The organism is Microbacterium phyllosphaerae, assembly GCF_017876435.1.
GTDB classification, from domain to species: Bacteria; Actinomycetota; Actinomycetes; order Actinomycetales; family Microbacteriaceae; genus Microbacterium; species Microbacterium phyllosphaerae.
The window spans coordinates 1,549,631-1,575,186 of sequence record NZ_JAGIOA010000001.1 but is presented as its reverse complement, the minus strand read 5'-3'; the positions used below and the strand labels follow the sequence as shown (position 1 = coordinate 1,575,186).

General features: G+C 69.1%; 21 protein-coding genes. 6 read left to right on the top strand and 15 right to left on the bottom strand.

From position 1 onward, the window contains the following. The 8 genes from JOF42_RS07330 to JOF42_RS07295 form a co-directional block, all read right to left on the bottom strand. Window positions 1-804, bottom strand: coding sequence for a hypothetical protein (locus JOF42_RS07330; RefSeq protein ID WP_210097259.1), 804 nt, complete (start codon window positions 802-804; stop codon window positions 1-3). 122 nt (window positions 805-926) lie between these two features. Then, window positions 927-2,741 (bottom strand): ABC transporter ATP-binding protein, encoded by a 1,815-nt coding sequence (locus JOF42_RS07325; protein ID WP_210097258.1) that lies wholly within the window; start codon window positions 2,739-2,741, stop codon window positions 927-929. After that, window positions 2,738-4,678 carry an ABC transporter ATP-binding protein gene (locus JOF42_RS07320; protein WP_210097257.1) on the bottom strand — a complete coding sequence of 647 codons (1,941 nt, stop codon included), beginning with the start codon at window positions 4,676-4,678 and terminating at the stop codon, window positions 2,738-2,740. Before JOF42_RS07320 ends, JOF42_RS07325 begins: the two co-directional genes overlap by 4 nt. Before the next feature lie 270 nt (window positions 4,679-4,948). Beyond that, entirely contained in the window at window positions 4,949-5,446 is a 498-nt protein-coding gene (locus JOF42_RS07315; protein WP_210097256.1) for a methylated-DNA--[protein]-cysteine S-methyltransferase, read from the bottom strand. Next, window positions 5,443-6,954 carry a DNA-3-methyladenine glycosylase 2 family protein gene (locus JOF42_RS07310; protein WP_210097255.1) on the bottom strand — a complete coding sequence of 504 codons (1,512 nt, stop codon included), beginning with the start codon at window positions 6,952-6,954 and terminating at the stop codon, window positions 5,443-5,445. Before JOF42_RS07310 ends, JOF42_RS07315 begins: the two co-directional genes overlap by 4 nt. Window positions 6,955-7,118: 164 nt before the next feature. Then, window positions 7,119-8,726 carry a bifunctional phosphoribosylaminoimidazolecarboxamide formyltransferase/IMP cyclohydrolase gene (purH, locus tag JOF42_RS07305; RefSeq protein WP_210097254.1) on the bottom strand — a complete coding sequence of 536 codons (1,608 nt, stop codon included), beginning with the start codon at window positions 8,724-8,726 and terminating at the stop codon, window positions 7,119-7,121. 40 nt (window positions 8,727-8,766) lie between these two features. Continuing rightward, entirely contained in the window at window positions 8,767-9,354 is a 588-nt protein-coding gene (gene purN / locus JOF42_RS07300) for a phosphoribosylglycinamide formyltransferase (RefSeq protein WP_210097253.1), read from the bottom strand. A gap of 43 nt (window positions 9,355-9,397) precedes the next feature. Next, window positions 9,398-10,792, bottom strand: coding sequence for a cell division protein PerM (locus JOF42_RS07295; protein ID WP_210097252.1), 1,395 nt, complete (start codon window positions 10,790-10,792; stop codon window positions 9,398-9,400). A 91-nt stretch (window positions 10,793-10,883) separates the two neighbouring features. Between JOF42_RS07295 and JOF42_RS07290 the strand changes: the two genes are divergently transcribed. Together JOF42_RS07290 and JOF42_RS07285 are read left to right on the top strand one after the other, a co-directional pair. Further along, entirely contained in the window at window positions 10,884-12,302 is a 1,419-nt protein-coding gene (locus JOF42_RS07290; RefSeq protein WP_210097251.1) for an NCS2 family permease, read from the top strand. A 122-nt stretch (window positions 12,303-12,424) separates the two neighbouring features. Beyond that, window positions 12,425-13,354 carry a homocysteine S-methyltransferase family protein gene (locus JOF42_RS07285; RefSeq protein WP_210097250.1) on the top strand — a complete coding sequence of 310 codons (930 nt, stop codon included), beginning with the start codon at window positions 12,425-12,427 and terminating at the stop codon, window positions 13,352-13,354. A gap of 48 nt (window positions 13,355-13,402) precedes the next feature. On the opposite strand, the gene sucD is transcribed toward JOF42_RS07285, so the two are convergent. The 4 genes from sucD to JOF42_RS07265 form a co-directional block, all read right to left on the bottom strand. Next, window positions 13,403-14,305 carry a succinate--CoA ligase subunit alpha gene (gene sucD, locus JOF42_RS07280; protein ID WP_056309120.1) on the bottom strand — a complete coding sequence of 301 codons (903 nt, stop codon included), beginning with the start codon at window positions 14,303-14,305 and terminating at the stop codon, window positions 13,403-13,405. A 27-nt stretch (window positions 14,306-14,332) separates the two neighbouring features. Further along, window positions 14,333-15,499 carry an ADP-forming succinate--CoA ligase subunit beta gene (sucC, locus tag JOF42_RS07275; protein WP_210097249.1) on the bottom strand — a complete coding sequence of 389 codons (1,167 nt, stop codon included), beginning with the start codon at window positions 15,497-15,499 and terminating at the stop codon, window positions 14,333-14,335. 139 nt (window positions 15,500-15,638) lie between these two features. After that, complete coding sequence (locus tag JOF42_RS07270) at window positions 15,639-16,838, bottom strand: S8 family peptidase (protein ID WP_210097248.1); 1,200 nt, start codon at window positions 16,836-16,838, stop codon at window positions 15,639-15,641. Between the two features lie 22 nt (window positions 16,839-16,860). Beyond that, window positions 16,861-18,096 carry a S8 family peptidase gene (locus JOF42_RS07265; RefSeq protein ID WP_210097247.1) on the bottom strand — a complete coding sequence of 412 codons (1,236 nt, stop codon included), beginning with the start codon at window positions 18,094-18,096 and terminating at the stop codon, window positions 16,861-16,863. Between the two features lie 78 nt (window positions 18,097-18,174). Here JOF42_RS07265 and JOF42_RS07260 point away from each other — a divergent pair, with 78 nt between their 5' ends. Together JOF42_RS07260 and JOF42_RS07255 are read left to right on the top strand one after the other, a co-directional pair. Then, complete coding sequence (locus JOF42_RS07260) at window positions 18,175-18,837, top strand: TetR/AcrR family transcriptional regulator (protein ID WP_056508423.1); 663 nt, start codon at window positions 18,175-18,177, stop codon at window positions 18,835-18,837. Window positions 18,838-18,966: 129 nt separating this feature from the next. Beyond that, on the top strand, window positions 18,967-20,202 hold the full coding sequence (locus tag JOF42_RS07255) for an acyl-CoA dehydrogenase family protein (RefSeq protein WP_210097246.1): 1,236 nt from the start codon (window positions 18,967-18,969) through the stop codon (window positions 20,200-20,202). Between the two features lie 21 nt (window positions 20,203-20,223). Here JOF42_RS07255 and JOF42_RS07250 read toward each other — a convergent pair whose 3' ends face one another. After that, the gene (locus JOF42_RS07250) at window positions 20,224-20,709 is read right to left on the bottom strand and encodes a hypothetical protein (protein WP_210097245.1); all 486 of its coding nucleotides are present in this window, start codon (window positions 20,707-20,709) and stop codon (window positions 20,224-20,226) included. Between the two features lie 41 nt (window positions 20,710-20,750). On the opposite strand from JOF42_RS07250, the gene JOF42_RS07245 reads away from it, so the two are divergent. After that, entirely contained in the window at window positions 20,751-22,202 is a 1,452-nt protein-coding gene (locus tag JOF42_RS07245) for a phytoene desaturase family protein (protein ID WP_210097244.1), read from the top strand. A gap of 59 nt (window positions 22,203-22,261) precedes the next feature. After that, complete coding sequence (locus JOF42_RS07240; RefSeq protein WP_210097243.1) at window positions 22,262-23,305, top strand: ATP-dependent DNA ligase; 1,044 nt, start codon at window positions 22,262-22,264, stop codon at window positions 23,303-23,305. 3 nt (window positions 23,306-23,308) lie between these two features. Here JOF42_RS07240 and ligD read toward each other — a convergent pair whose 3' ends face one another. Together ligD and JOF42_RS07230 are read right to left on the bottom strand one after the other, a co-directional pair. Next, a complete protein-coding gene (gene ligD / locus JOF42_RS07235) occupies window positions 23,309-24,361 on the bottom strand; it encodes a non-homologous end-joining DNA ligase (protein ID WP_210097242.1) in 1,053 nt (350 codons plus the stop codon). 40 nt (window positions 24,362-24,401) lie between these two features. Further along, window positions 24,402-25,550, bottom strand: a complete 1,149-nt coding sequence (locus tag JOF42_RS07230) for an SseB family protein (protein WP_210097241.1) — start codon at window positions 25,548-25,550, stop codon at window positions 24,402-24,404. Between the last annotated feature and the right edge of the window lie 6 nt (window positions 25,551-25,556).

The following is a 25,556-nucleotide window of genomic DNA, read 5'->3' as shown; positions in this document are numbered from 1 at the left end:
TCAGTGCTTGTCGGGGCGCTTGCGTGCGTTCCAGGCGGCGAGGGCGGATGCCGCGGCGCCCGCGGCACGATCGATGGCGTCGGTGGAGCGGCTGATCATGTCCTGCGCCGCATCCTGCCAGGCTGACGACGGCTGGGGCGCCTCGCCCGCCTGGACCCTCGCCGAATGCTCGGCGGCCTCGAAGGCGCGCTCGAGGTCGGCGACGGCATCGCGGTAGGCGGCGTAGTCCGTGGCACTGACTCGGCCCGTGGCCGCCCTGCGAACCTCGACCGCGTGCCCGGCAGCGCGCAGATACTCGGCCGTCGCCGGCTGCTTGACGTCGGTCATCGCCGGGTACGCGATCTGGAGCCCTGCGTCGGTCTCATACCGCATCCAGCGCACGACGATCGCGTCATGCTGCGCCTGCAGCCTTTCGAGCGGTCGAGGGGCGGATGCCGCAGGGATCGCCGCGCGCGCAGCGCTGAGCCGCACCTGCTTGGCGCGCACATCGGCGTTCGCGGCCTTGGCGTCGTTCTCCTTGGCGCGGAGCATTCTCTTGGCCCCGGCGACCTGTTCGGGTGTCGCGCGCCGCGCGCTGCGCTCGGCGGAGATCCGAGCGACGTCAGCCCTCGCCAGCTTCACGGCCATCCGTCGTTCGACCGCTGTCTGCTGCGCGGCCTTCAGATCGTGCCGGGCGGCGTCGTACTCGAGCCGGCGGCCGCTCTTCGTGCTGCGGCGACGGAGTCCGACCGCGCCGGCGACGGCTCCCCCGGCGGCGACGGGCGCGATCCACCACAACTCGACGGCGAGCAGCAGCGGGTCCATACTCCGATGCTACCCAGGCCGAGGCGTCACCGCTTCGGCATGCCGGCAGGCGAACGACCGAGGCCACGACCGATGATCGGTCGTGGCCTCGGTGTCAGGCGCCGGCTCGGGAGCCGGCCGATTCACACCAGGGTCTGCTGCCAGGCGGCATGCAGCTGGGCGAACTTGCCCGTGCCGCTGATCAGCGTCTCGGGGGTGTCGTCCTCGATGATCGCGCCGTGCTCCATGACCAGCACACGGTCGGCGATCGCGACCGTCGACAGACGGTGCGCGATGATGATCGCCGTGCGGTCCTTCAGCAGGGTCTGCAGAGCATCCTGGATCAGACGCTCCGAGGGGATGTCGAGCGATGCCGTGGCCTCGTCGAGGATCAGCACCGCCGGGTCGGCGAGGAAGGCGCGGGCGAAGGAGATCAGCTGACGCTGACCCGCCGACACGCGACCGCCGCGCTTGTTCACATCGGTGCCGTAGCCGTCGGGCAGCGACGAGATGAACTCGTCGGCGCCCACCGCGCGTGCCGCCGCCCTGATCTCGTCGAGCGACGCATCCGGCTTGCCGAGTGCGATGTTGTCGGCGACCGTGCCGCTGAAGAGGTACGCCTCCTGCGTCACCATGACGATGGCGCGGCGGAGATCCTTCGGATGCAGGTTGCGCAGATCGACGCGGTCGAGCGTGACCCTTCCGATCGACGGGTCGTAGAAGCGCGAGATCAGCTTCGCCAGGGTCGATTTGCCCGCCCCGGTCGTGCCGACGAGAGCGATCGTCTGACCCGCGGGGATGTCGAGCGAGAAGTTCGGCAGGATCGTCTTCTCGCCGTTGTACCCGAAGGTCACCTCGTCGAACTCGATGTGTCCGCGCGACTCCCACAGGTCCACGGGCTTCTCGGGGTCCGGAACCGTCGGCACCTCTTCGAGCACGCCGGACACCTTCTCCAGCGCCGCGGTCGCGGACTGGTAGGAGTTCAGGAACATCGCGATCTCCTGCATGGGTGCGAAGAAGTTGCGCACGTACAGGACCGCCGACAGCAGCACACCGACCGTGAGAGCACCCTCGGAGACACGGATGCCGCCCCACAGCACGACGATGCCGAGCACGAGTGCCGCGACGCCCATCAGGCCGGGCTCGAACGTGCCGAAGAGCAGCATCGAACGGCGGTTGACGTCTCGGTAGTCTCCTGCGATCTTCTGGAATGCGACGTCGTTGCGCGGCTCCTTGCGGAAGGCCTTCACGGCGCGGATGCCCGTCATCGTCTCGACGAACTGCACGATCACCTTGGCGCTGATCACGCGAGATTCGCGATAGACGAGCTGCGAGCGCGAGTAGAACCAGCGCATCAGGAAGAACAGCGGAATACCGCCGATCGCCAGGATGAGACCCGACTGCCAGTCCCACACGCACAGGGCGATGAAGGTGAAGAGTCCGAACAGCACCCCGGAGACGAGCTCGTTGAGACCGCCGTCGAGGAGCTCCCTGATCGAATCGAGGTCGCTCGTCTGCCGCGAGATGATGCGGCCCGAGGTGTACGACTCGTGGAACTCCAGGCTCAGGCGCTGGGTGTGCAGGAAGATCCGCTTGCGGAGGTCCAGCAGCACGGCCTGCGTGAGCTTGGCCGCGATGATCACGTACCAGGCGATCATCGCCGCGGCCACGGCACCCGCGAGCAGGTAGATGCCGCCGATCATGAAGGTCGGCATCCAGTCGGCACGCTCGAGCACGGCGGGGAGCGCACGGTCGAGACCGATGCTGATCAGGATCGGCCCCGCCACCTGCAGGGCGGTCGAGATCACCAGCACGACCGCGGCGAGTGCGATCCTCGGCTTCAGCGGCTGGACGAGCGAGCCCAGCAGGTGCAGCGACCGGCGACGGATCGCCCTGCTCTCCTCCTTGGTGTAGCGGGAGCGGTCTTCGTCCTGGGTTCCGGTGATGGCGGAGCTCATCGCTGCACCTCCTTCTCGGTGATGATGTCTTCGTCGGCGGACTCCTCGCGGATCCCGGCCTGGACTGCGGCGTCGATCTCGTCGATCTCGTCGTCTTCGTCGCGGATGATCGGGATCGCGCCGGTGCGCGCGGCCTCTTCCGCCTCGAGGCTCGAGATGACGTGACGGTAGTGGCGACTCGTCTTGAGCAGCTCGGTGTGGGTGCCGACGGCAGTGACCCGGCCCGCTTCGAGCAGCGCCACGCGGTCGGCGAGCGCCACGGTCGACGGACGGTGGGCCACGATCATCGCCGTGGTGTCGGCGAGCACGTGACGCAGAGCCTCTTCGACGAGCGCCTCGGTGTCGACGTCGAGTGCCGAGAGCGGGTCGTCGAGAACCAGCACCTTCGGGTTGGCCGCGACGGCTCGGGCGAGCGCCAGACGCTGACGCTGACCGCCCGAGAGGCTGAGCCCCTCCTCACCGATGACCGTCTCGACACCGTCGGGAAGAGAGTCCACGAACGCCGCCTGGGCGACGTCGAGCGCCTCGCGCAGCACACGCTCGGCCTCGTCGCTGTGCACGTCGAGGTCCGCTCGTCCGAGGAGCACGTTCTCGCGCACGGTCGCCGAGAACAGCGTCGCGTCTTCGAAGGCCATGGCGATGTGCTGGCGCAACTCGGCGAGCGGGAGGTCGCGCACGTCGACCCCGTCGAGCGTGACGCGGCCGCCGGTCACGTCGTACAGACGCGTCGGCAGCGTGGTCAGCGTGGTCTTGCCGCTGCCGGTGAGGCCGACGAGCGCCATGGTCTCGCCAGGGCGCAGCACCAGGTCGATGCCGTCGAGCAGGTCGCGCTCGTGCGCTCCCGCATCCTGGTAGCGGAAGTGCGCGCCCTCGAATGCGAGCTCGCCCCGGGGCTCCGCGATGTGCACGGGGTTCTCGGGATCGGTGATCGAGTTGGTCTCCGAGTAGATGTCGAACACGCGGTCTGTCGCCGTGCGCGCGTCGAGCATGAACGAGAACAGGAAACCGATCGACTCGATCGGCCACCGCAGCACGACGGCCATCGCGAAGAACGCGAACAGCTGCGCCTGATCGATCTCGCCCTGCGAGATCAGCCAGATACCGGACATCAGGCTCAGGCCGAAGGCGATCTGCGGCATGAGGTCGAGCCAGAACCAGATCGACGCGATCGCGCCGGCTTTGCTCATCTCGGTCTCGCGCAGTGTCTCGGCCTGGCGGCTGAAGCGGCTGAGCGCGTGCTTGCCGCGGCCGAACGCCTTGAGCACGCGGATGCCGTGCACGCTCTCCTCGACGCTGGTGGCGAGGTCACCCGCCTGGTCCTGGCTGCGACGCGTGAGCGCGCCGTAGCGCTTCTCGAACAGGTATCCGCGGATCCACAGCGGGATCGCGGTCACGATGAAGATGACACCCAGCAGCCAGTGCCAGCGGAACAGCAGCACCGAGCCGATCACGATCGTGAGGATGTTGACCACCAGCAGCACGAGCCCGAACGCCAGCCACCGGCGGATGAGGCCGATGTCCTGCATCATGCGGCTCAACAGCTGACCCGACTGCCAGCGGTCGTGGAACGAGACCGGGAGGGTCTGCAGGCGTGAGTAGAGCTCGGTGCGCATCTTGTACTCGACCTGCGTCGCGGGGTTGAGCACGAACTGACGGCGCAGCCACACCATCAGGGCCTCACCGAGCGCGAGGCCGAAGACGGCGAGGGCACCCCAGGCGATGCCCTCGAGGGCACCGGCCTGAACCGGTCCGCGGATGATCTGTTCGAGCACGATCGGGATCATCAGGGCGATGATCGCCGCGACCAGGGCACTCGCGGCGCCGCCGGCGAGCCTCCAGATGACCGGCTTGACGAAGGGCTTCAGGCGCCACAGTGCGGCGGGAGTGGAGAGAGCGGAGGACGGTGAGGCGTTCTGCGATGAAGGCGAGGAAGACATGTCTCTCAGACGAGTTTCGTATGGGGAAGCGGTTGCTGAAGGGGGCGGACGCGCGAAAGGACTCTCGGAGTCCTGCGTCCGGTGCAGTCGTGCGTGCGGAAAGAGCTCTAGCGGAGCGGGCGCACCGGGGTCGAGCCGAGAGCGGCGATCTGCACAGCGGCGATCGATGTCATGGTGTCCTCCTCAGGGGCTCGGCTGTGTCGTCCGGTCGGTGCGACAGCCCACCAGCCTATTCCTGTGAACCAGCTGACCGCAAGAGAGATTCCCGATTCAGCGAACTCCTGCCTCGCGCGCCAGGAGACTCGCCTTCACCTCGAGGCCCCAGGCGAAGCCGCCGAGCGTGCCGTCACTGCGCAGCACGCGGTGGCAGGGAACGAACAGTGCCGGGGCGTTACGCGCGCAGATCGATGCCGCGGCACGGACCGCGCGGGGGTTGCCGAGACGTGCGGCGAACGACGTGTACGTCAGCGGCTCCCCCGGTTCGATCTCGCGCAGCGCCGCCCACCCGGCCAGTTGCAGGGGCGTGCCGGTCTGCGCCACCGCGACCGTGTCGATCGCCGACAGATCGCCCTCGTAGAAGGCACGCACCGCGACGGCCGCCTCGGTCTCGCTCTCGCTGACCTCCGCCGGCCGCGCGGCCGCCGAGAGACGACCGGCGATCGCCGCCTGGTCGCTGGTCCACCCGGACGAGAGCACGCGCTGCCGGTCGTCGGCGAGGATCGTGAAGGGGCCGTCGGGGGTGTCGATTGTCTGGATGAGAGCGGTCATGACTTCTCCTTCGAAACGGCAGTCGCGACAGCGGTCGCGCTCGTGGTGGTGGATGCTCGTGTCGGTCGCGGCGGCGCCGCCCGCCAGAGGTGGGCGCTGAGGTAACTGCGCCACGGCGCCGCACGCTCGGCCCAGGCCACCAGCGGTGCCGGATCGCTGGGAAGGCCGGACGCCGCGGCGCCCGCCCGCAGCGCGACGTCACCGGGGAGCAGGATGTCGGGGTCGCCGAGCACGCGCATCCGCACGTAGTCGGCCGTCCAGGGGCCGATGCCGGGCATCGCGAGGAGGGCCGCGCGCTGCTCGACCCCGTCGTCTCCGACGGTGAGCGGCAGAGAGCCGTCGCAGAGCGCGGATGCTGCTCCGACGATCGCGCGGATGCGGGCGCCGGGCCCTCGGAGCACCTCTGCGCCGCGCTCGGCGATCGCAGACATCGTGGGGAAGAGCAGACCGTGCTCGGTCCGCTCCCCCAGTGCGTCGGTGAGCGCCGAGAGCGCGGTGCGCGCGGCCACGACCGTGATCTGCTGGCCGATCATCGCGCGGATCAGCATCTCGTGCGGATCGGCTGCCCCCGGCACGCGGATGCCGGGCGTGCGGGCGACGAGTGGAGCGATCTCGGGGTGCGCGCTCAGCGCCTGATCGACGGCGAGGGGGTCGGCGTCGAGGTCGAAGATGCGCCGTGCGGTCGAGACGAGCGGGGCGAGGTCTCCGAGCTGTGTCACCCGTGCGCGCAGGTGGAGGCGCGCGGATGCATCCTGACTCACCTCGAACCAGGCGGGGCCTCCCGCCATCCGCAGGTGCCGCGAGAACGACGTGTCGGTGACCTCTTCGACTCCGGTCACGGCGCGGGCAGACATCCACTGGAAGATTCCGGATGCGTCGAGCGGGCCGCGATACGGCAGGACGAGGTCGATCGATCCGGGGACAGCGGATGCCGGCATCCGCCGTCGGGCCCTGAGCTCACCCGGCGTGAGCCCGAACACCTCGCGGATCGTGTCGTTGCACTGCCGGATGCTCGCGAAGCCGGCCGAGAAGGCGACATCGGAGACGGGCATCTCGGTGCCGACGAGCAGCATCCGCGCGGTATGCGCTCGGTGCGCCCTGGCAAGGGCGAGAGGGCCGGCTCCGAGCTCGGTCGACAGCAGTCGGGTGAGGTGGCGCGTGGAGTATCCGAGGCGCTGGGCGAGCCCCGACACCCCCTCGCGCTCGACCACACCCGAGGCGATCAGCCGCATCGCCCGCGCGGCGACGTCGCTGCGAAGATCCCACGCCGGCGACCCGGGAGCAGCCTCCGGAAGACACCGCTTGCACGCGCGATACCCCGCCTCGTGGGCCGCGGCGCTGGTCGGATAGAACGTGACGTTCTGGGGCTTGGGCGTGCGCGCGGGGCAGCTCGGACGGCAGTAGATGCCGGTGGAGCGCACAGCCGTCACGAACTGGCCGTCGAAGCGGGTGTCGCGCGCACTGATCGCGCGATACCGCTCGTCGAAGTCGGTCACGGGGAAGCTCATGCCTCCACTCTGTCACGCGCCTCCGACACCGACTGGCGGAAATCGGACATCGCGGTGGAGCCGCAGGAACCGGTGCGCGGGCTCTGATCGGACGACGAGACCCCCTCCCGCTGAACACAGCAGAAGGGGGTCTCGTCGGTGATCGGCTCGGGATCGAGCGCGGCTCAGTGGAAGAAGTGACGCTCTCCGGTGAAGAACATCGTGACGCCGGCCTTGCGCGCGGCATCCACGACCTCTTCATCGCGCACCGATCCGCCAGGCTGCACGATCGCGGTGACGCCCGCATCGATGAGCACCTGGGCGCCGTCGGCGAAGGGGAAGAACGCGTCGGACGATGCGACGGATCCTGCGGCCCGGTCGCCGGCGCGCTCGACCGCGAGGCGGCACGAGTCGACACGATTGACCTGGCCCATGCCGACGCCGACCGTGGCGTTGTCCTTCGCGAGGACGATCGCGTTCGACTTCACGGCGCGGCAGGCCTTCCACGCGAAGATGAGGTTCTCCATCTCCTCGTCGCTCGGACGCTCACCCGAGACGAGCTCCCAGTTCTTCGCGACCGACACGATGTCGTCGGGGAACCGGTCGGCGTCCTGCAGCAGCAGGCCGCCCGAGACCAGACGCACGTCCATGCGCTCCTGCTGCCAGTCCTCGGGGAGCTGCAGCAGACGCAGGTTCTTCTTCGCCTTGAAGACCTCGAGAGCGGCCGGCTCGAACGACGGCGCGACGATGACCTCGGTGAAGATGTCCTTGAGGTTCTCGGCCATCTTGAGCGTCACGGTGCCGTTCGCGGCGATCACTCCGCCGTACGCCGACACCGGGTCGCACTCGTGGGCGCGGATGTGCGCGCTCGCGATCGGGTCGAGGGCGTTGGGTGCGGTGGTCGCGATACCGCACGGGTTCGCGTGCTTGATGATCGCCACTGCGGGCTTCACCATGTCGTAGGCGGCGCGCAGCGCGGCATCCGCATCGACGTAGTTGTTGTACGACATCTCCTTGCCCTGCAGCTGCGTGGCCTGGGCGATGCCGTGACCACCGACGCGCGTGTAGATCGCGCCGCGCTGGTGCGAGTTCTCGCCGTAGCGCAGCGTCGCGAGGCGCTCGGCCTGGATCGTGAGGTGCGTGGGCAGGTCTTCGCCGTCGCCCAGCGTGCCCTCGGCGAACCACGCGGCGACCGCCGTGTCGTAGGCGGCCGTGTGCGCGAAGGCGCGTGCGGCGAGCTCGCGGCGCTGCGTCAGGGTCGTGCCGCCGTTCTCGATCGCGGTGATGATGCCCTGGTACGACTGGGGCGAGACGACGATCGCGACGTTCGCGTGGTTCTTCGCCGCGGCACGCACCATGGCGGGGCCGCCGATGTCGATCTGCTCGACGACGTCGTCACCCTCGGCACCCGAGGCGACCGTCTCGACGAACGGGTAGAGGTTCACGACGACGAGCTCGAACGGCTCGATGTCGAGGTCGGCGAGCTGACGCTCGTGGTCCTCGAGGCGGAGGTCGGCGAGCAGACCGCCGTGGATCTTCGGGTGCAGCGTCTTGACGCGGCCGTCGAGCATCTCGGCGACACCGGTGACGGCGGCGACGTCGGTGACCTCGTATCCGGCCTCGCGGATCGTGGATGCGGTCGAGCCGGTCGAGACGATCTGCACACCCGCCTCGGAGAGGGACTTCGCGAGCACGAGCAGATCGGTCTTGTCGCTGACCGAGACGAGTGCGCGACGCACCGGGACGGTGTCGCGATCGCGGTACAGCGAGTGGTCGTGGCGGGGGCCGGCCATGATGGGCTCCTTCGTGCGAGGGTGGCGTGCGTGGATCGGGTCAGGGTGCGGACGACAGAGAGAGCTCGCCGGTCGCGATGCGGCGCACCACGTCGATGAGCAGTCGGCGTTCGACGGGCTTGATGCGCTCGTGCAGGCTGTGCTCTGTGTCTCCGTCGAGGACCTGCACGCGCTCCTGCGCCAGGATCGGCCCGGTGTCGACGCCGTCGTCGACGACGATCACACTGGCACCGGTCTCGGAGACACCCGCGGCGAGCGCATCGCGCACGCCATGGGCTCCGGGGAACTCCGGCAGGTACGCGGGATGCGTGTTGATCAGGCGGGGCGCGAGTTCCGCGACGAGTCCGGCGGGGAGCAGACGCATCAGGCCGCTGAGCACGACGAGGTCGGCATTCCAGACGGCGAGCTGACGTCCGAGCTCTTCACCCCACGACTCGCGCGACTCGTGCTCATGCCACGGAACCGTGAAGCTCGGGATGCCGAACTCCTCGGCGTGAGCGAGGCCGTCGGCTTCGCGATCGGCACCGACGACCACCACCCGCGCAGGAAAATCGGGGTGACGAGCGGCCTCGAGGAGGGCGCGAAGGTTCGAGCCGGTGCCCGAGATGAGAACGGCGACCGTGAGCACGCGCCCAGTCTACCGGGGCCGCAGCGGCGCCCCGACCCGCATGTCAGCGGAGCGGATCGCCGGGGTCCCGCGTCGGGAGCCGGAAGCCGCCGTCGTCTCCGAGAGGGGCGGTGTCGAAGGCGGAGGGTGTCGCCGGCCACGTCGTCGCGGCGGGCACACGATCGCCCCGGGCGTCGACGGAGAGCTCGGATGCGGTCATCTCGGCGACCCATCGATCGGTGCGCTCTTCGGCGAGCTCGTCACGGTGCCGAGGCGACAGCAGCAGGATCGCCGCACCGAGCAGCACCTCGCCGCCCAAGGAGAGCGCGAACGGGAGCACAGCGGGTCCGGCCTCGGCCAGACGGCCGGGGCCCATCGATCCGCCGCCGAGCAGTGCCGCAAGGGCGGCGACCGCGGCCGTCAGAAGGCCGATCCCCGCGGCGATCGCCGCACGAGGCCCCGTGCCGAGGGGCGTACCCTCCCACACGAGGCGGGAGCGCACGGCCCAGCCTGCGAACGCGCCGGCTCCGATCGGCAGGATGATCACGATCAGCATCCAGATAGAAGCGCTCTCGGGCAGCAGGCCGAGCACCGGGATCCCCGGGACCACGCCGAGCTGCGTGCCGGCAGGAGAGACGGCGGTGCCGACGCCGACGGCGAATCCGGGGCCGGCGAGCCAGGATGCCGCCCAGACGATGATCGTCGGCAGATAGGCGAGGTGCCCGAGCGTGATGACACCGGCCCCGAGGGCGTCGACGCGCGCGGCCTGGAACAGGGCGACCACCTCGCCGCCGCGGAACAGGGTCATGACGGCCACGGCGAGAGCCGAGACGGCGGTCACTCCGACGACGGCGAACGCCGCCCCGCGCACGGCGGCGCTCGGCACAGGACCCCAGTCGCCCCACGAGTCGACGACGTCGTGCACCCGATCGAGGAACCCGCCGTCGCCGTCCTCCCACGCGATGCGCACGGCACCGCAGACGGCGCCGACCAGGTAGACGGCGGTCGGCAGGAGGATGGCCGGCACGAGGGCGGTCTGAGCCGCCGAGAGGTCCGACGTCAGCGCCACGCCGGTCGCGATCACGCCGAAGGCGAGCGCACCCGAGAGCGCACCGAGCATCCATGCGCCCGCGCGTGCCGCGCGTGCACCGGAGCGTGCCGCGAAGAGCAGGGTGAACAGCAGGAACGCGAGCGGAGTCACGGAGAGCGTGAAGGCGGCCGCGTCCGGGGCGATGCCCGCGGCTCGGAGCACCCCGGTCGTGATGTCGACGTCGACGGGCACACCGTGGCCGAACTGCCACAGCGTCCCGGTGAGGGGCCAGAGGGCTCCCCAGTCCGCCGTCGCGCCGAAGGCGAGCGTCCACAGCAGCGTCAACGGGGCCAGGAGTACGACGAGGCCCACCGCCGCAGCGATGGCGGCGTCGAAGGCGGCGAGGAGCGCGACGAGGAGGCGTTGCATATCGAATCGAGACTACGACGAGAAGCCTGTGGACGCCTGGGGGCGCGCGCGGTGCGAGCGACACGATATCGTCTCCTGCGGAGGTTTCCCGATGACAACTGCCCCGTCCCCCACCACGTCCAAGGCCGAACCCACGAGTTCCTTGGACCGCTTCTTCGAGATCAGCAAGCGCGGATCCACGATCGGCACCGAGATCCGAGGGGGTCTGGTGACCTTCGTCACGATGGCCTACATCGTGATCCTCAACCCGATCATCCTGTCGACGCCCGACGTCGACGGCAACACCCTCGCCGGCACCGCCGTGGCCGCCGCCACCGCGCTGACCGCCGGTGTGATGACGATCCTGTTCGGTCTGATCACCCGCCTGCCGTTCGCCTTCGCCGCAGGCCTCGGCATCAACGCATTCATCGCATTCTCGGTGGTCGGCACGGTGACCTGGCCCGAGGCCATGGCCCTCGTGATGATCAACGGTGTGATCATCGTCCTCCTCGCGGCCACCGGGCTGCGGAAGATGATCTTCGACGCCGTGCCCGTGCAGCTCAAGCTGGCGATCACCGTCGGCATCGGCCTGTTCATCGCCTTCATCGGCTTCGTGAACGCCGGCTTCGTCACCGCCACCGGCAACGCGTCGCCGCCCGTCGACCTCGGCATCGGCGGCTCGGTCGCCTCGATCCCCACCCTGCTCTTCGTGATCACCCTTCTGCTCGGCGGAGTGCTCACCGCGCTGCGCGTGAAGGGCGCGATCCTCATCGCTCTCGTCGGCGGAACCGTGCTCGGCGCGATCGCGAACCTGATCTGGCCGTTCGGTCTCGACTTCGGCTTCACCGGCGCGATCGTCGGGCTTCCCGATCTCAGCCTCATCGGTCAGGTCGACTTCGGATTCGACCTGCAGAAGGTCAGCGTCGTCGCCCTCGTGATGTTCGTCTTCACCCTGCTGTTCTCGAACTTCTTCGACGCGATGGGCACCATGACGGGCCTGGCGAAGGAGGCCGACCTGGCCGACGAGAAGGGCGACTTCCCCCGCATCAAGTCGGCCCTGATCGTCGAGGGCATCGGCGCGATCGCCGGTGGTGGCACCTCATCGTCGTCGGCGACCGTGTTCGTCGAGTCCGGCGCCGGCATCGGCGAGGGCGCGCGCACGGGCTTCGCGACCGTCATCACGGGTGCCATGTTCCTCGTCGCGATGTTCTTCACGCCGCTCACCTCGCTCGTCCCGGGTGCTGTCGCAGCCGCCGCTCTCGTGCTGGTCGGTGCGCTCATGCTCGCGCAGATCAAGAACATCGATCTGAGCGACTTCCGTGTGCTGCTGCCGGTGTTCCTCACCGCCACCGTCATGCCGATGACCTACTCGATCGCCAACGGCATCGGGGCGGGCTTCATCAGCTGGATCGTCGTGAACGCGTTCTCCGGACGCGCCAAGACCATCCACCCGCTGCTCTGGGCGGTCGGTGTCGGCTTCGTGATCTTCTTCGCCCGCGGGCCGATCGAAGCGCTGTTCGGCGTCGCCTGAGCGACGACCAGACGACAGAGGGGCGGATGCGAGCTGCATCCGCCCCTCTGTCGTGTGCGGGACCCGTGGCGCCGCCCCTCGCGCAGTGCTAGACCGGAAGCACCCGAGGAGAGCAGGCACCGATGTCCGCGTCCACTGTCGCAGGCCGATACGTCACCGACGGCGGCCTCGAGACCGATCTGATCTTCCACCACGGCATCGATCTTCCCGACTTCGCCGCTTTCGTGCTGGTCGATCAGGATGACGGCCGCAGACTTCTGCGGGAGTACTACCGCCGGTACGTCGACATCGCCCGGGCGCACGATGCTCCGCTGCGCCTCGAGACGCCCACCTGGCGAGCCAGCGCCGACTGGGGCGCTCGGCTCGGGTACGACGCCGATGCGCTGCGCCGGGTCAACGTCGAGGCGGTGAGGCTGCTGCAGCAGATCGCTGATGAATCCGGTCTGCCTGCGGTGCGGATCGTGGGCCTGCTCGGCCCTCGGGGCGACGGCTACCGTTCGGGCGCGTGGGACCCCGCGACGGGGCCCGACGACGCCTACCGTTACCACCGCGCCCAGGTGCGGGCTCTCGCTGAGGCGGGAGTGGATGTGATCGCGGCGTACACCCTCAACGACGCGGCGGAGGCGCGCGGTGTCGTCCGCGCCGCGCGTGAGGCCGGCGTGGAGGTCGAGATCTCGTTCACGGTCGAGACCGACGGGCTGCTCGCGTCGGGTCGCACTCTCGCCGACACGATCGCGGAGGTCGATGCGACGGACGCCCCGGAGGCCTACTTCCTCAACTGCGCCCATCCCGACCACTTCGATCGTGCGGTGGATGCCGAGACGGCTCGGCGGATCGTCGGCATCCGCCCCAACGCCTCCCGCCTGTCGCACGCAGAGCTCGACGAGTCCGAGACCCTCGACGACGGCGACCCGGTCGAGCTGGCCGAGCGTGTGGCCGCGCTCTTCGAGCGGATGCCGTCGGTGCGGGTCATCGGAGGATGCTGCGGGACGGACTCACGGCACGTCGCGGCGATGTGGGAGCGACTCGGCGAGAACTCCGGCCGGGCATGAAAGAAGGCCCCGGAGTGGAGTCCAGGGCCTTCTCTTCGAGTATAGCGCTTAGAGCGACTCGACGATCTCACGCATCAGAGCGGCGGTCTCGGACGGCGTCTTGCCGACCTTGACACCGGCGGCCTCGAGGGCCTCCTTCTTCGCCTGAGCGGTACCGGCGGAGCCGGAGACGATCGCACCGGCGTGACCCATGGTCTTGCCTTCGGGAGCCGTGAAGCCCGCGACGTAGCCGACGACCGGCTTGGTGACGTGCGCCTTGATGTAGTCGGCCGCGCGCTCCTCGGCGTCGCCGCCGATCTCACCGATCATCACGATCGCCTTGGTCTCGGGGTCGGCCTCGAACGCGGCGAGCGCGTCGATGTGCGTCGTGCCGATGACGGGGTCGCCGCCGATGCCGATGGCGGTCGAGAAGCCCAGGTCGCGCAGCTCGAACATCATCTGGTACGTCAGGGTGCCCGACTTCGACACGAGGCCGATCGGGCCCTTGCCCGTGATGTTCGCCGGCGTGATGCCGACGAGCGCCTCACCGGGGGTGATGATGCCGGGGCAGTTCGGTCCGATGATGCGGGTCGTGTTGCCCTTGCTCTGCGCGTAGGCCCATGCCTCGGCCGAGTCGCCCACGGGGACGCCCTCCGTGATGACGACGAGCAGCGGGATCTCGGCGTCGATGGCCTCGATCATCGCGTCCTTCGTGAACGCGCCCGGCACGAAGGCGATCGACACGTCTGCGCCGGTCTCCTTCATGGCCTCGGCGACCGAGGCGAAGACGGGGAGCTCGACGGCGTTGCCGTCCTTGTCGGTGTGCGAGACCGTGGTGCCGGCCTTGCGGGCGTTCACGCCACCGACGACCTGGGTGCCGGCCTTCAGCATGAGTGCCGTGTGCTTGGTGCCCTCGCCGCCGGTGATGCCCTGGACGATGACCTTGGAGTCCTTGTTGAGGTAGATCGACATTTCTCTAGTCCTTGTGTCTCTCTGCGATCAGGCGTTGGCGAGTTCGGCGGCCTTGTCGGCGCCCTCGTCCATGGTGCTGGCGAGCGTGACGAGCGGGTGCGCGTACTCGGCGAGGATCGCGCGACCCTCGTCGACGCGGTTGCCGTCGAGGCGCACGACGAGCGGCTTGGAGGCCGCGCTGCCGAGGGTCTCGAGAGCGCCCTTGATTCCGTTGGCGACGGCGTCGCACGCCGTGATGCCGCCGAAGACGTTGACGAACACGCTCTTGACCTGCGGGTCGCCGAGGATGACGTCGAGGCCTGCGGCCATGACCTCAGCCGAGGCGCCGCCGCCGATGTCGAGGAAGTTGGCGGGCTTGACGCCGTTGTGGTTCTCACCGGCGTAGGCGACGACGTCGAGCGTCGACATGACGAGTCCTGCACCGTTGCCGATGATTCCGACCTCGCCGTCGAGCTTGACGTAGTTCAGGCCGCTCTTCTTGGCCTTGGCCTCGAGCGGGTCGGCTGCGTCCTTGTCTTCGAGCGCCTCGTGCTCCGGGTGACGGATCTCGGAGGCGTTGTCGTCGAGCGTGACCTTGCCGTCGAGGGCGATGATGTCGCCGTCTTCGGTGCGGACCAGCGGGTTGACCTCGACGAGAGTCGCGTCCTCGCCCTTGTAGACGTCGAAGAGCTTGACGAAGACGTCGGAGACCTTCTCGATCAGGTCTTCGGGGAAGTTGGCGGCGCGAGCGATCTCGACCGCCTTCTGCTTGTCGATACCCGTCAGCGGGTTGACCTCGACGCGCGCGAGCGCCTCGGGACGCTCGACCGCGAGCTCTTCGATCTCCATGCCGCCCTCGACCGAGCAGAGGCTCAGGTAAGAACGGTTGGCACGATCGAGCAGCACGGAGAAGTAGAACTCCTCGGCGATGCGCGCACCCTGCGCGACCATGACGCGCTTGACGATGTGGCCCTTGATGTCGAGACCGAGGATCGCCTTCGCGGCCTCGTAAGCCTCTTCGGGGGTCTTCGCGACCTTGACGCCGCCGGCCTTGCCACGACCACCGGTCTTGACCTGGGCCTTGACGACGACGACGCCGCCGATCTTCTCAGCGGCTGCCTTCACCTCCTCAGGGGTGTCGGCGACGATGCCGGCGAGGACCGGCACTCCGTACTTCTCGAAAACGTCTCGTGCCTGGTACTCGTACAGATCCACTGTGGTTCCTTCACTGGGCTGCTGTCTGGTAATTCTCTCGATGTCGAGACATCGACCAGTCGCCCAGCCTACTACCTCGAACTGAAAGCTCCCGGCGGCCCCAAGGCCGCCGGGAGCGCATATCGGTATGGCGACGGGGTCAGCCGAGCATGTCGCGACTGCCCGTCGCGACACCACGTCCGCGTCTTCTGCGGATGACGAGGATGAGCGTCACCGCCACGACGACCACGACCGCCCCACCACCTGCGAGCGCCCACGGCAGCACTCCCGGCCCGGCGTTGGCCTGCGCATTCGGCGCCTCGGATGCAGACGGCTCCGGCGCCGAATAGACCTCGTCGAACGTCGGCGACTGGCCGTCGGTGAACAGGGGATTCTCGTCCGGATACTGCGCTGGGTCCTCCTGCACCAACCGGGTCGCATTCGCGATCCCGTGGCCGAAGGTTCTGGTCCATTCGAGCTCATGCGGGGTCGATCCCGTGTTCCGGATCAGCGACTGCAGGAGCTGGGATGCGGTGGCGTCCGGCCACTTCTCTTTCGCGAGCGCCAGTAGCCCAGCGACGATGGGGGTGGCGGCAGAATTCCCCGACCATGTCGACATCCCCCAGGTCCTGTCCCATCCGAGTCCCGCCAGGTCGACCCCCGGAGCGACGATGTCGACGTCGTCGTTCGTCATGGGTGAGCCGTCGCGTCGTGTGGCCGCGTGCGCCATGGCGTCCACTGAAGCGACGTTCACGACGCCGTTGACTTCGCCGAGCTCGCCCTCCCACACGGAGTCGGCGTTCGGCAGGCCGGCCACGACCAGCACGCCCCCTCGCAAGGCCTCGGCCACAGCGTCGGCGGCAGGCTGGGACAGTTCATCCGCCAGACGCGTGTTTCCTCCGGACATCGAGACGATGTCAGCCCCCTCGGCGATCGCGTCGGCGACCGCAGCCGGGAAGGCGTTGCCGTCGCAGGAAGCCTGGAGCGCACCGTAGTAAAGGATCCGCGCACCGGGGGCGATTCCGACCGGGCCGCTGCCGCTGTCGGACGACCCGTTCCCGACGATCAGCGACGTGACGGAAGTACCGTGGCTCGACGCCTCGAACGCCGTCGGCACCGATGCGACCGGATCAGGGCACTGCGCAAGCTGCCGCACCTCGATGTCAGCGCCCCGAAGTGTTGCGACATCCGGGCTGATGCCAGCGTCGAGCACAGCGATCGTCACGCCCTCCCCCGTGATCCCGGCATCATGGATCGCCTGGATCTTCATCGCATCCACGTACCAGAGCGGACCCCCAGCCGAGAAGTCCTGCGCTACCGCCGCACTCGGCACCAGCACGACTCCCAGCACACACACCACCGCGGCAACCCGAGCAGTCCATCTACGCAACATCATCGCCAACCACTTCCCTACGTCCACGTCTTCCGCGAAGGACGACGATCAGAGTCACCGCCACGACGACCACGACGACCCCACCACCTGCAAGCAACCACGGCAGCACTTGCGGCCCGGCGCCGGCCTGCGCCTCCGGCATCTCGGATGCAGACGGCTCCGGCGCCGAGTAGACCTCGTCGAGTGTCGGCGCCTGTCCATCGGTGAACAGGGGGTTCTCGTCCGGATACTGCGCCGGGTCCTCCTCCAGCAGGCGGGTCGCGTTCACCGTCCCGTGGCCGAACGTGTTCGACCACTGCAGCTCATGAGGAGCAGACCCCGTGTTGCGGATCAAGGACTGCAGGAGCTGTGATGCGGTCGCGTCCGGCCATTTCTCCTTCGCCAGCGCGAGGAGCCCAGCGACGATGGGCGTGGCTGCGGAGTTGCCGGACCATGTGGACATCCCCCACGTTCGATCCCAACCCACGCCAGCAACGTCGACCCCCGGGGCCACGACATCGACGTCGTCGTTCATCATGTCCGAGCCGTCCCGTGCCTTAGCCGCCTGAGCAGTGGCATCCACGGAGGCCACGTTCACCACGCCGTTGATCTTCCCGAGCTCTCCTTCCCACACCGAGTCCACGTTGGGGAGACTCGCCACCACAAGGACGCCAGCTCGCAGCGCGGCTGCTACACCGTCGGCGGATTCCTGCGAGAGCTCTTCGACCAGTCGCCCGTTACCGCCGGACATGGTCACGATGTCTGCTCCCTGAGCGACCGCGTCGTCGAGCGCTGCCGGGAACGGATTTCCCTCGCATCCCTCCTGAAGCGAGCCGTAGTAGAGGATGCGGGCTCCAGGCGCGATTCCGACGGGCCCCTCCCCGCTGTCAGAAGTGCCATTCCCGACGATCAGCGACGCGACCGACGTGCCGTGCCGGAGTGCTTCGAAGTCCGATGCCGCCGCCGCGAGTGGATCCGGGCAGGCGTCGAGCTGCCGCACTTCTACCTCGGCCCCCTGAAGGTTCGCGATCTCCGGGTTGAGTGCGCCGTCGAACACCGCGATCGTCACGCCCTCCCCCGTGATCCCGGCGTCATGGATCGCCTGAATCTTCATCGCATCCATGTACCAGAGCGGCCCACCGCCCGAGAAGTCCTGCGCCGCCGCCGCACTCGGCACCAGCACGACTCCCAGCACACACACCACCGCGGCAACCCGAGCAGTCCATCTACGCAGCACCATCGTCATTCATCCCCCCTGGACGCATACCCGCTCATCGTAGACGCAACGTCGGCGGTGCTCGAAGCCGAGGTCTAGGCTCGTCCCATGCACGAATCCGCAGAACTGCGCACCGGCGTCGTGGCCGCTGCACTCGAGCTCTTCGCATCACAGGGCTTCGACCAGACCTCCGTCGAGCAGATCGCGAAGGCCGCGGGGGTCTCGCGTTCGACATTCTTCCGCCAGTTCGGCGGCAAAGAGGATGTCGTCTTCGCCGACCACGAGGTGCTGCTCGAGCAGCTGCGGTCATTCCTCGCCGAGGGGCACGACGATCCCTGGGGTGCAGTGTGCGCGGCATCTGAGTCGGTCTTCGCCCACTTCGCGCACGACCCGGAGCTCGCGCGTCGCCGCTATCAGATCGTCCGCCAGGTGCCCGTGCTCCGTGAGCGCGAGATCATCACCGTGTTCCGCTACGAGCGGCTGTTCGACGACTACCTGCGCAGTTCGCTTCCCGGCATCGATCCTCTGGATGCGGTCGGATTCTCCGCCCTCGTCACCGCCGTGCACAACCACGTTCTGCGCCAGCTGCTGCGCGGCAAGAAGAAGGTGCCGCTCTCGACGCTGCAGACGGCCCTCGCCGATGTCCGCCGCCGATACGGCGTGCCCTCCGAAGCAGTCGCCGAGGCGCCGGACGATGTCGTCGTCGCGGTGTTCCCCCGTTCGATGCCGATCGCCGAGGTCACCCGGCGCCTGCGCACGCAACTCGACTGATTCGCCACCCGACCGAGGCGCAACCCGCCTGACTCGCAGGTCCTCTGACCGCGCGCGGGCTTCGTCGCATCCGGAGTCGTGGAACCGAGTATCGAGGAGTACGATACTTGGTGCCACGAAGGAGTCACCATGAGCACCGCAGCCTCCCCCTTCCCCGGCGAGCGCGTCTCGTCGTACGACGTCACCGGACGACAGGACAGCGACTACTACGCCGTCTTCGCCGACATCCCCGACGCCGACCGCTCGGCCTGGGACCGCGCGAAGGCGTACATCGACGAGGTCGGGCCGCAGATGGCGGATGCCTGGGATCGCGCCGAGTACCCTCTCGACGCCGCCCGCCGCATGGGCGAGATGGATCTCGTCGTCGACGGCATCGAGCATCCGTCGCTGACCCGACTCTCTCCCCTCGCCGCCGGCCTCGTGAACATGGAGATCTCGCGCGGCGACGGGTCGCTCGGCACCGTGCTCGCCGTGCAGGGCGGTCTGGCGCTGCGCACCCTCGCGCTCTTCGGTTCGGATGAGCAGCAGGAGAAGTGGCTGACCGCTCTCGCCGACGGCTCGGTCTTCGGCTCCTTCGCCCTCACCGAGCCCGACCATGGGTCGGATTCCGTCTCGCTCGAGACGGTGGCCAGGCGCGACGGCGACGAATGGGTCATCCGTGGCGCGAAGAAGTGGATCGGCAACGGCGCCTCCGGCGGCATCACCTTCGTGTGGGCGCGCGTCGACGACGAGACCGCGGCAGAGCACGGCGCCGTGCGCTGCTTCCTCGTCGAGCAGGAGACACCCGGATACACGGGGACGCCGATCCGCGGCAAGGCGTCGCTGCGCGCCATCCACCAGGCGCACATCGTCTTCGACGACGTGCGCGTGCCGCTGAACTCCGTACTGCCGAGGACGAAGAGCTTCAAGGACGCCTCGATCGTGCTCTATGCGACCCGCTCGGGCGTGGCCTGGTCCGCGCTCGGTCACGCGACCGCCTGCTACGAGGCCGCCCTCGCCTACTCGAAGGAGCGCATCCAGTTCGGCAAGCCGCTGGCGAAGTTCCAGATGGTGCAGGAGCGGCTCACGCACATGCTCGAGGACCTCACCGCGATGCAGCTCTACTGCCGCCGCCTCGCCGACCTCGAGACCGCGGGCGAGCTCCGGCCCACGCAGGCATCGCTGGCGAAGTTCCACAACACGCGTGCCGCACGGCGCGTGGCGTCCGTCGCCCGTGACCTGCTCGGAGGCAACGGCATCCTGCTCGAGAACGGCGTGATGCAGCACATGGCCGACATCGAGGCGATCCACACCTACGAGGGCACCGAGAGCGTGCAGGCCCTGCTGCTCGGACGCGACATCACCGGGATGAGCGCCTTCGCCTGACCGGCCGGGCGGGTACGACGATCAGTCGCAGCCGCAGCCGCCGGCGGGCGTCTTCACCATGAAGCAGACGTCGCACACGCCGTAGTCGCGCTCGACGAACTTCGGGGTCCGCTGCACCTTCGGCGCCGCGGCGACGCGCGGCGTGGTCGACCGCTTGGCCTTGACGGGCGCGATGGGGCGGAACTCGCTCGGGTGCGTCACGTAGAAGAACGGTGCGCGGCCCTCGCTCGGCTGCAGACGCAGGGGCGTCGAGCCGATGACGACGACCTCGTCTTCCGTGAAACCGTTGGTGTAGGTCTTGCCGATGTGCAGGGCCGCGCCCTCACCACGGCGGATCGCCTCGATGTAGCGGCCTCGGTCGATGTAGGAGGAGATGCGGACGGCATCCATGATCGCGGTGATGAACTCGTGGTTCTCGACGGCGATGCGGTGCGCGCGGAGCGCCTCCGCGAGGGTGCGATACGGACGGGAGTTGCCTGTGGGGGTCGGGCCCTGAACTTCATTCATCTCCTCAAGGATCTCACGCCCAGACATGGAAGACTGGCCGCATGGCACGCGCGACGATCATCGGTTCCGGCCCGAACGGCCTCGCCGCCGCCGTGGCCCTCTCTCGCGCCGGCTACGAGGTGCGCGTCCTCGAGGCGGCGAGCACCATCGGCGGCGGTGTGCGCACCGCCGAATCCACGCTCCCCGGCTTCCGACACGACGTCTGCGCGGCCGTGCATCCGGCAGCGCTGTCGTCGCCCTTCTTCCAGGCTTTCGGCCTCGCAGAGCGGATCGAGTGGATCACCCCCGACATCTCGTACGCGCATCCTCTCGACGACGGTCGTGCCGGCATCGCCTGGCGCGACATCGAGCGCACCGCCGCGGGCCTCGGCGTCGACGAGCAGGCGTGGCTCTCACTGCTGCGTCCGCTGAGCACCCACGTCGAGGGTGTCGTCGACTTCACGGGCAACCAGATGCTCCGTGTTCCCCGCGAGCCGATCACAGCGCTGCGCTTCGCACTGCGGATGCTCGACCAGGGCACGCCGCTCGCCAGGCGCTCGTTCCGCACCGACGAGGCTGCCGGTCTGATGTCGGGGGTCCTGGCCCACGCCAACACCCCTCTCCCCTCGCTCGCTGGGGCGGCGGCGGGTCTGCTGCTGGCCGCACAGGCGCACGCCGGCGGATGGATGTACCCGCGCGGCGGAGCCCAGCGAATCGCCGACAGCATGGTTGCCGACATCGAGGCGCACGGTGGGTCCGTCGAGTCCGGCGCGCACGTCACGGACCTGAGTGCGCTCGACTGGGGCGACCCCGCCCGTGGCGACCTGCTGCTGCTGAACACCTCGCCGCGTCTGGCCCTCACCCACCCCGACATCCCCGCCGGATACGCGCGAGCGATCCGCGGGTACCGCTACGGCCCGGCCGCCGCCAAGGTCGACTTCGCGCTCGACGGCCCCATCCCCTGGACGAACCCGGATGTCGCACAGTCGCCGACCGTGCACATCGGCGGAACCGCGGCCGAGGTCTGGGAGAGCGAGAATGCGGTCGCCCGTGGCCGGATCAGCGATCGGCCGTATGCGCTCACCGTGCAGCCGTCGGTCTTCGACCCCAGCAGGGCACCGGAGGGCAAAGCCGTGCTGTGGGCCTACATCCATGTGCCGCAGAACTCCGACCTCGACGCGACGGAGCTGATCACCCGTCAGGTCGAGCGGTTCGCCCCCGGATTCCGCGACCTGATCCTGGCGCACCACTCGGTACCCGCCTCGTCTCGCGAGGCGATCAACCCGTCGGAGATCGGCGGAGACATCCTCGGCGGCGCCTTCACGATCCCGCAGGCGCTGCGCAGGCCGGTGCTCGGCCCCGCGCCCTGGCGCACGCCGATGCGCGGCGTGTACCTCGCCTCGGCCTCGACGCCGCCCGGCCCCGGCGTGAACGGCATGGCAGGGTGGCACGCCGCACGCACCGCGTTGAAGGATGCGGGCACCCGCGTGACCCTCGACGACCTCTTCTCCTGACGAACGTTCGCGAGCGACACCCCCTTCTGCCGCAGCGCTGGCACCGCCAGGATGGACCCATGCGCTACGACATCCCCTCCCCCATGCTGGCGAAGGCGGCAGCATCCGTCCCCGACCCCGCGAAGACGACGGGCGGGCTGCTGTTCGAGCCGAAGTGGGACGGATTCCGCGGACTGATCTCGTGGGACGGCGAGACCGTCGAGATCGGATCGCGCGGGGCGAAGCCTCTGACCCGGTACTTTCCCGAGCTCGTCGAGGCGATCCCCAGAGTGCTGCCGGGACCCTGCCTGCTCGACGGCGAGATCGTGGTCGCCACCGGACCCGACGGCGCGCAGCGCCTCGACTGGGAGGCACTGAGCCAGCGCATCCACCCCGCCGCGTCACGGGTCGCCAAGCTCGCCGACGAGACCCCGGCGATGTTCATCGCGTTCGATCTGCTCGCCCTCGGCGACGAGGATCTACTGAGCGCCCCGTTCGCCGAGCGACGCGCGCGCCTCGAGTCGCTCATGGCCGATGTCGAGCATCCGCTGCACATCACCCGCACCACCCGCGACCGCGACGCCGCCGTGCGCTGGCTCGCGGAGTTCGAAGGAGCAGGGCTCGACGGCGTCGTCGCGAAGCCCCTCGATCAGCCGTACGCCCCGGGCAAGCGCACTCTCATCAAGATCAAGCACGCGCGCACCGCCGACGTCGTCGCCCTCGGCTACCGCATCCACAAGTCGGGCTCCGGCGTCGGTTCGCTGCTCGTCGGCCTGTACGACTCCGACGGCACGCTGCGGCAGGTCGGCGGCGTCGCGGCATGGAGCGACGCGCGGCGCAGGGAGCTCATCGACGAACTCGCGCCGCTCGTGGAACGCGACGACGACGGCGACGCTGTCACAGGCGAAGGTGAGCGCTCGCGTTTCAGTGGCTCGAAGGACGTGTCGTTCGTGCGGCTTCGCCCCGAGCTCGTGCTCGAGGTGCGCTACGACCAGCTCGAAGGAGCCCGTTTCCGCCACACCGTGCAGTTCGAGCGCTGGCGTCCCGACCGCGACGCGCGCTCGTGCACGTACGATCAGCTCGACACCGTCGACGGGTACGACCTCGCCGACGTCATCGGCTGACGGTCACTCGTCGACCGGGTCGCCGTTCTCGTCCCAGTTCGCGGCGACCTTCTTGCTGGGCTGCACGCGTGGGGGCTCGCCCGGCATCTTGGGGAACTCGGGCGGGAACGACAGCTCGCCGAGCCCGGCCTCCCTGTCGCGCTCCCACCAGTCGAGCAGGGTGTCGATGCGGCCGGGCGCGCTCTGCTTCCCGGCCCACGGATCCCCGACCTCTGCGAGCCGCTTCGGGATGCTGCGGACCGTGAACGCCTGCGGGTCGAGGCCGTCGAGCTCCTCCCAGTGCACGGGCGTCGACACGGTCGCCTCGGGGAGGGCGCGGGGACTGTATGCGCCGGCCATCGTGCGATCACGGTTCGCCTGGTTGAAGTCGATGAAGATGCGCTCTCCTCGTTCCTCCTTCCACCAGTTCATCGTGACCTGTTCGGGCATCCGCCGCTCCAGCTCGCGCCCGGCCGCGATCACCGCGTGGCGGACGTCGAGGAACTCATGGGTCGGCTCGATCGGGGCGAAGACATGCAGCCCGCGGTTGCCGCTCGTCTTCACGAACGCCTCCAGCCCCACCTCGCGCAGCACCTCGCGCAGCGCGTGCGCGGCCGGGATCGCGTCGGCGAACCCGGTGCCCGGTTGAGGGTCGAGGTCGATCCGCAGCTCGACGGGGTTGTCGGGGTCGGAGGCGAGGGACGCCCACGGATGGAACACGATCGTGTTCATCTGCGCCGCCCAGACGATCGCGCTCGGGCGGTTGAGCACGATCTGCGGATGCCGTCGCCCGCTGTTGTACGTGACCGTCACCGCATCGACGTAGTCGGGCGTGCCCTTGGGCGGGTTCTTGGAGAAGAAACCCTCGCTGCCCATGCCGTCTCGGAACCTCTCGAGAGAGACCGGTCGATTGCCGTTCGCCTCGAGGAAGGGTGCGCCGACGAGCTGGAAGTACTCCGCGAGCTCGGCCTTGGTGATGCCGACCTTCGGCCACACGACCTTGTTCGGGCTCGAGAGCACGACCTCGCGCTCACCGTCCGGATCGACGACGGTCAGGGTCACGCGTTCTGAGGCCATGCTCCGACCCTAGGGCGCACGTGCGACGCGCGGAAGACCGTCAGGCGTCGAGGTCGACGGCCAGGATGAGCACCGAGGTCAGGGCGTCGCGCTCGACGACGATGCTCGGCCCCGCGGGGTCGATGATGACGCCCGCCATGTCGAGGTGACTCGAGAGCAGTTTGGCCAGCTGCTCGGGTTCGAAGGGCAGCGGGCGATCACCGCGGCCGAGCGCAAGCACCTCCAACGGGTGCGAGAAGAGCTGCAGGAATCGCTTGCCTTCGGGCGTCTGCGCCTCGGCGATGCCCACCTGTCCGCTGCCGTCGCCCTCGTTGACGGCGACCCACATGCGCTTCGTGGCGAGCGCCTCGCCGACCTTGGCCGCGGTGTCCTGCTCACGGGGCGCGGCGATGAGCGACTTGACCGTCATGTCGACGTCGGCCTGCTCGAGCGCCTTCTGCAGCAGCTCGGTGGGGAACACCACACGGTGCGGGGCCGACGCGTTGTCGACGATGAGACCCGCGAACTCCCCCGCGACGACCTGCTGCAGCACGGAGGTGGTCGGCTGCGCGACGGCGGACGTCGCGGCCGGGTCCTTCTCGAGCTGCACGGAGTCGCGGACGGCGGCGGCCGAGCTGAAGGCGAGCATGAACTGACGGTCGCCGTCTCGGACGACGGCGACGGCCAGGGGCTTGCCCTCGCTGATCTGGGCACGGGCGTCGCCGTTCACGCGGATGTACAGGTGCGCCTGCAGCGCCTGGCGCAGCACGCCGAGCAGCTGCTCGTTCGTGGCCCCCTGCTCGACCTGCTTGAGCGACTCGCGCAGCAGGACGTTGTCTTTCATGCCCGCGACCGTCTCGGTCTGCTCCGGCGGCAGTGTCGGGCCCAGCGGGAGGCGGCGCTCGGGCTCCGGCGCCGGGGCAGCCGCAGGCGCCGCCGGAGCAACCGGGGCTGTGGTCGCGGCGGGGGAAGCGGGAGACGCGTCGGTGCTCGGGAGCGAGACCTCGGGGCCTGCCTCGGCACCCACACCACGGAACGCCTGCACGGAGATCCCGATGGTCGGGGCGGCCTCGGCGGCCTCTGTCGCTTCGGACGCGGCACCCGTCTCTTCGGGAGCGTCGACGGCCGACCCCTCGGACTCGGTCTGGGTCTCGATCTGGTCGGCGACGGCGTCGTCAGCGGACTTCTTGCGGCGGGAGAACAGGGCCATATCAGC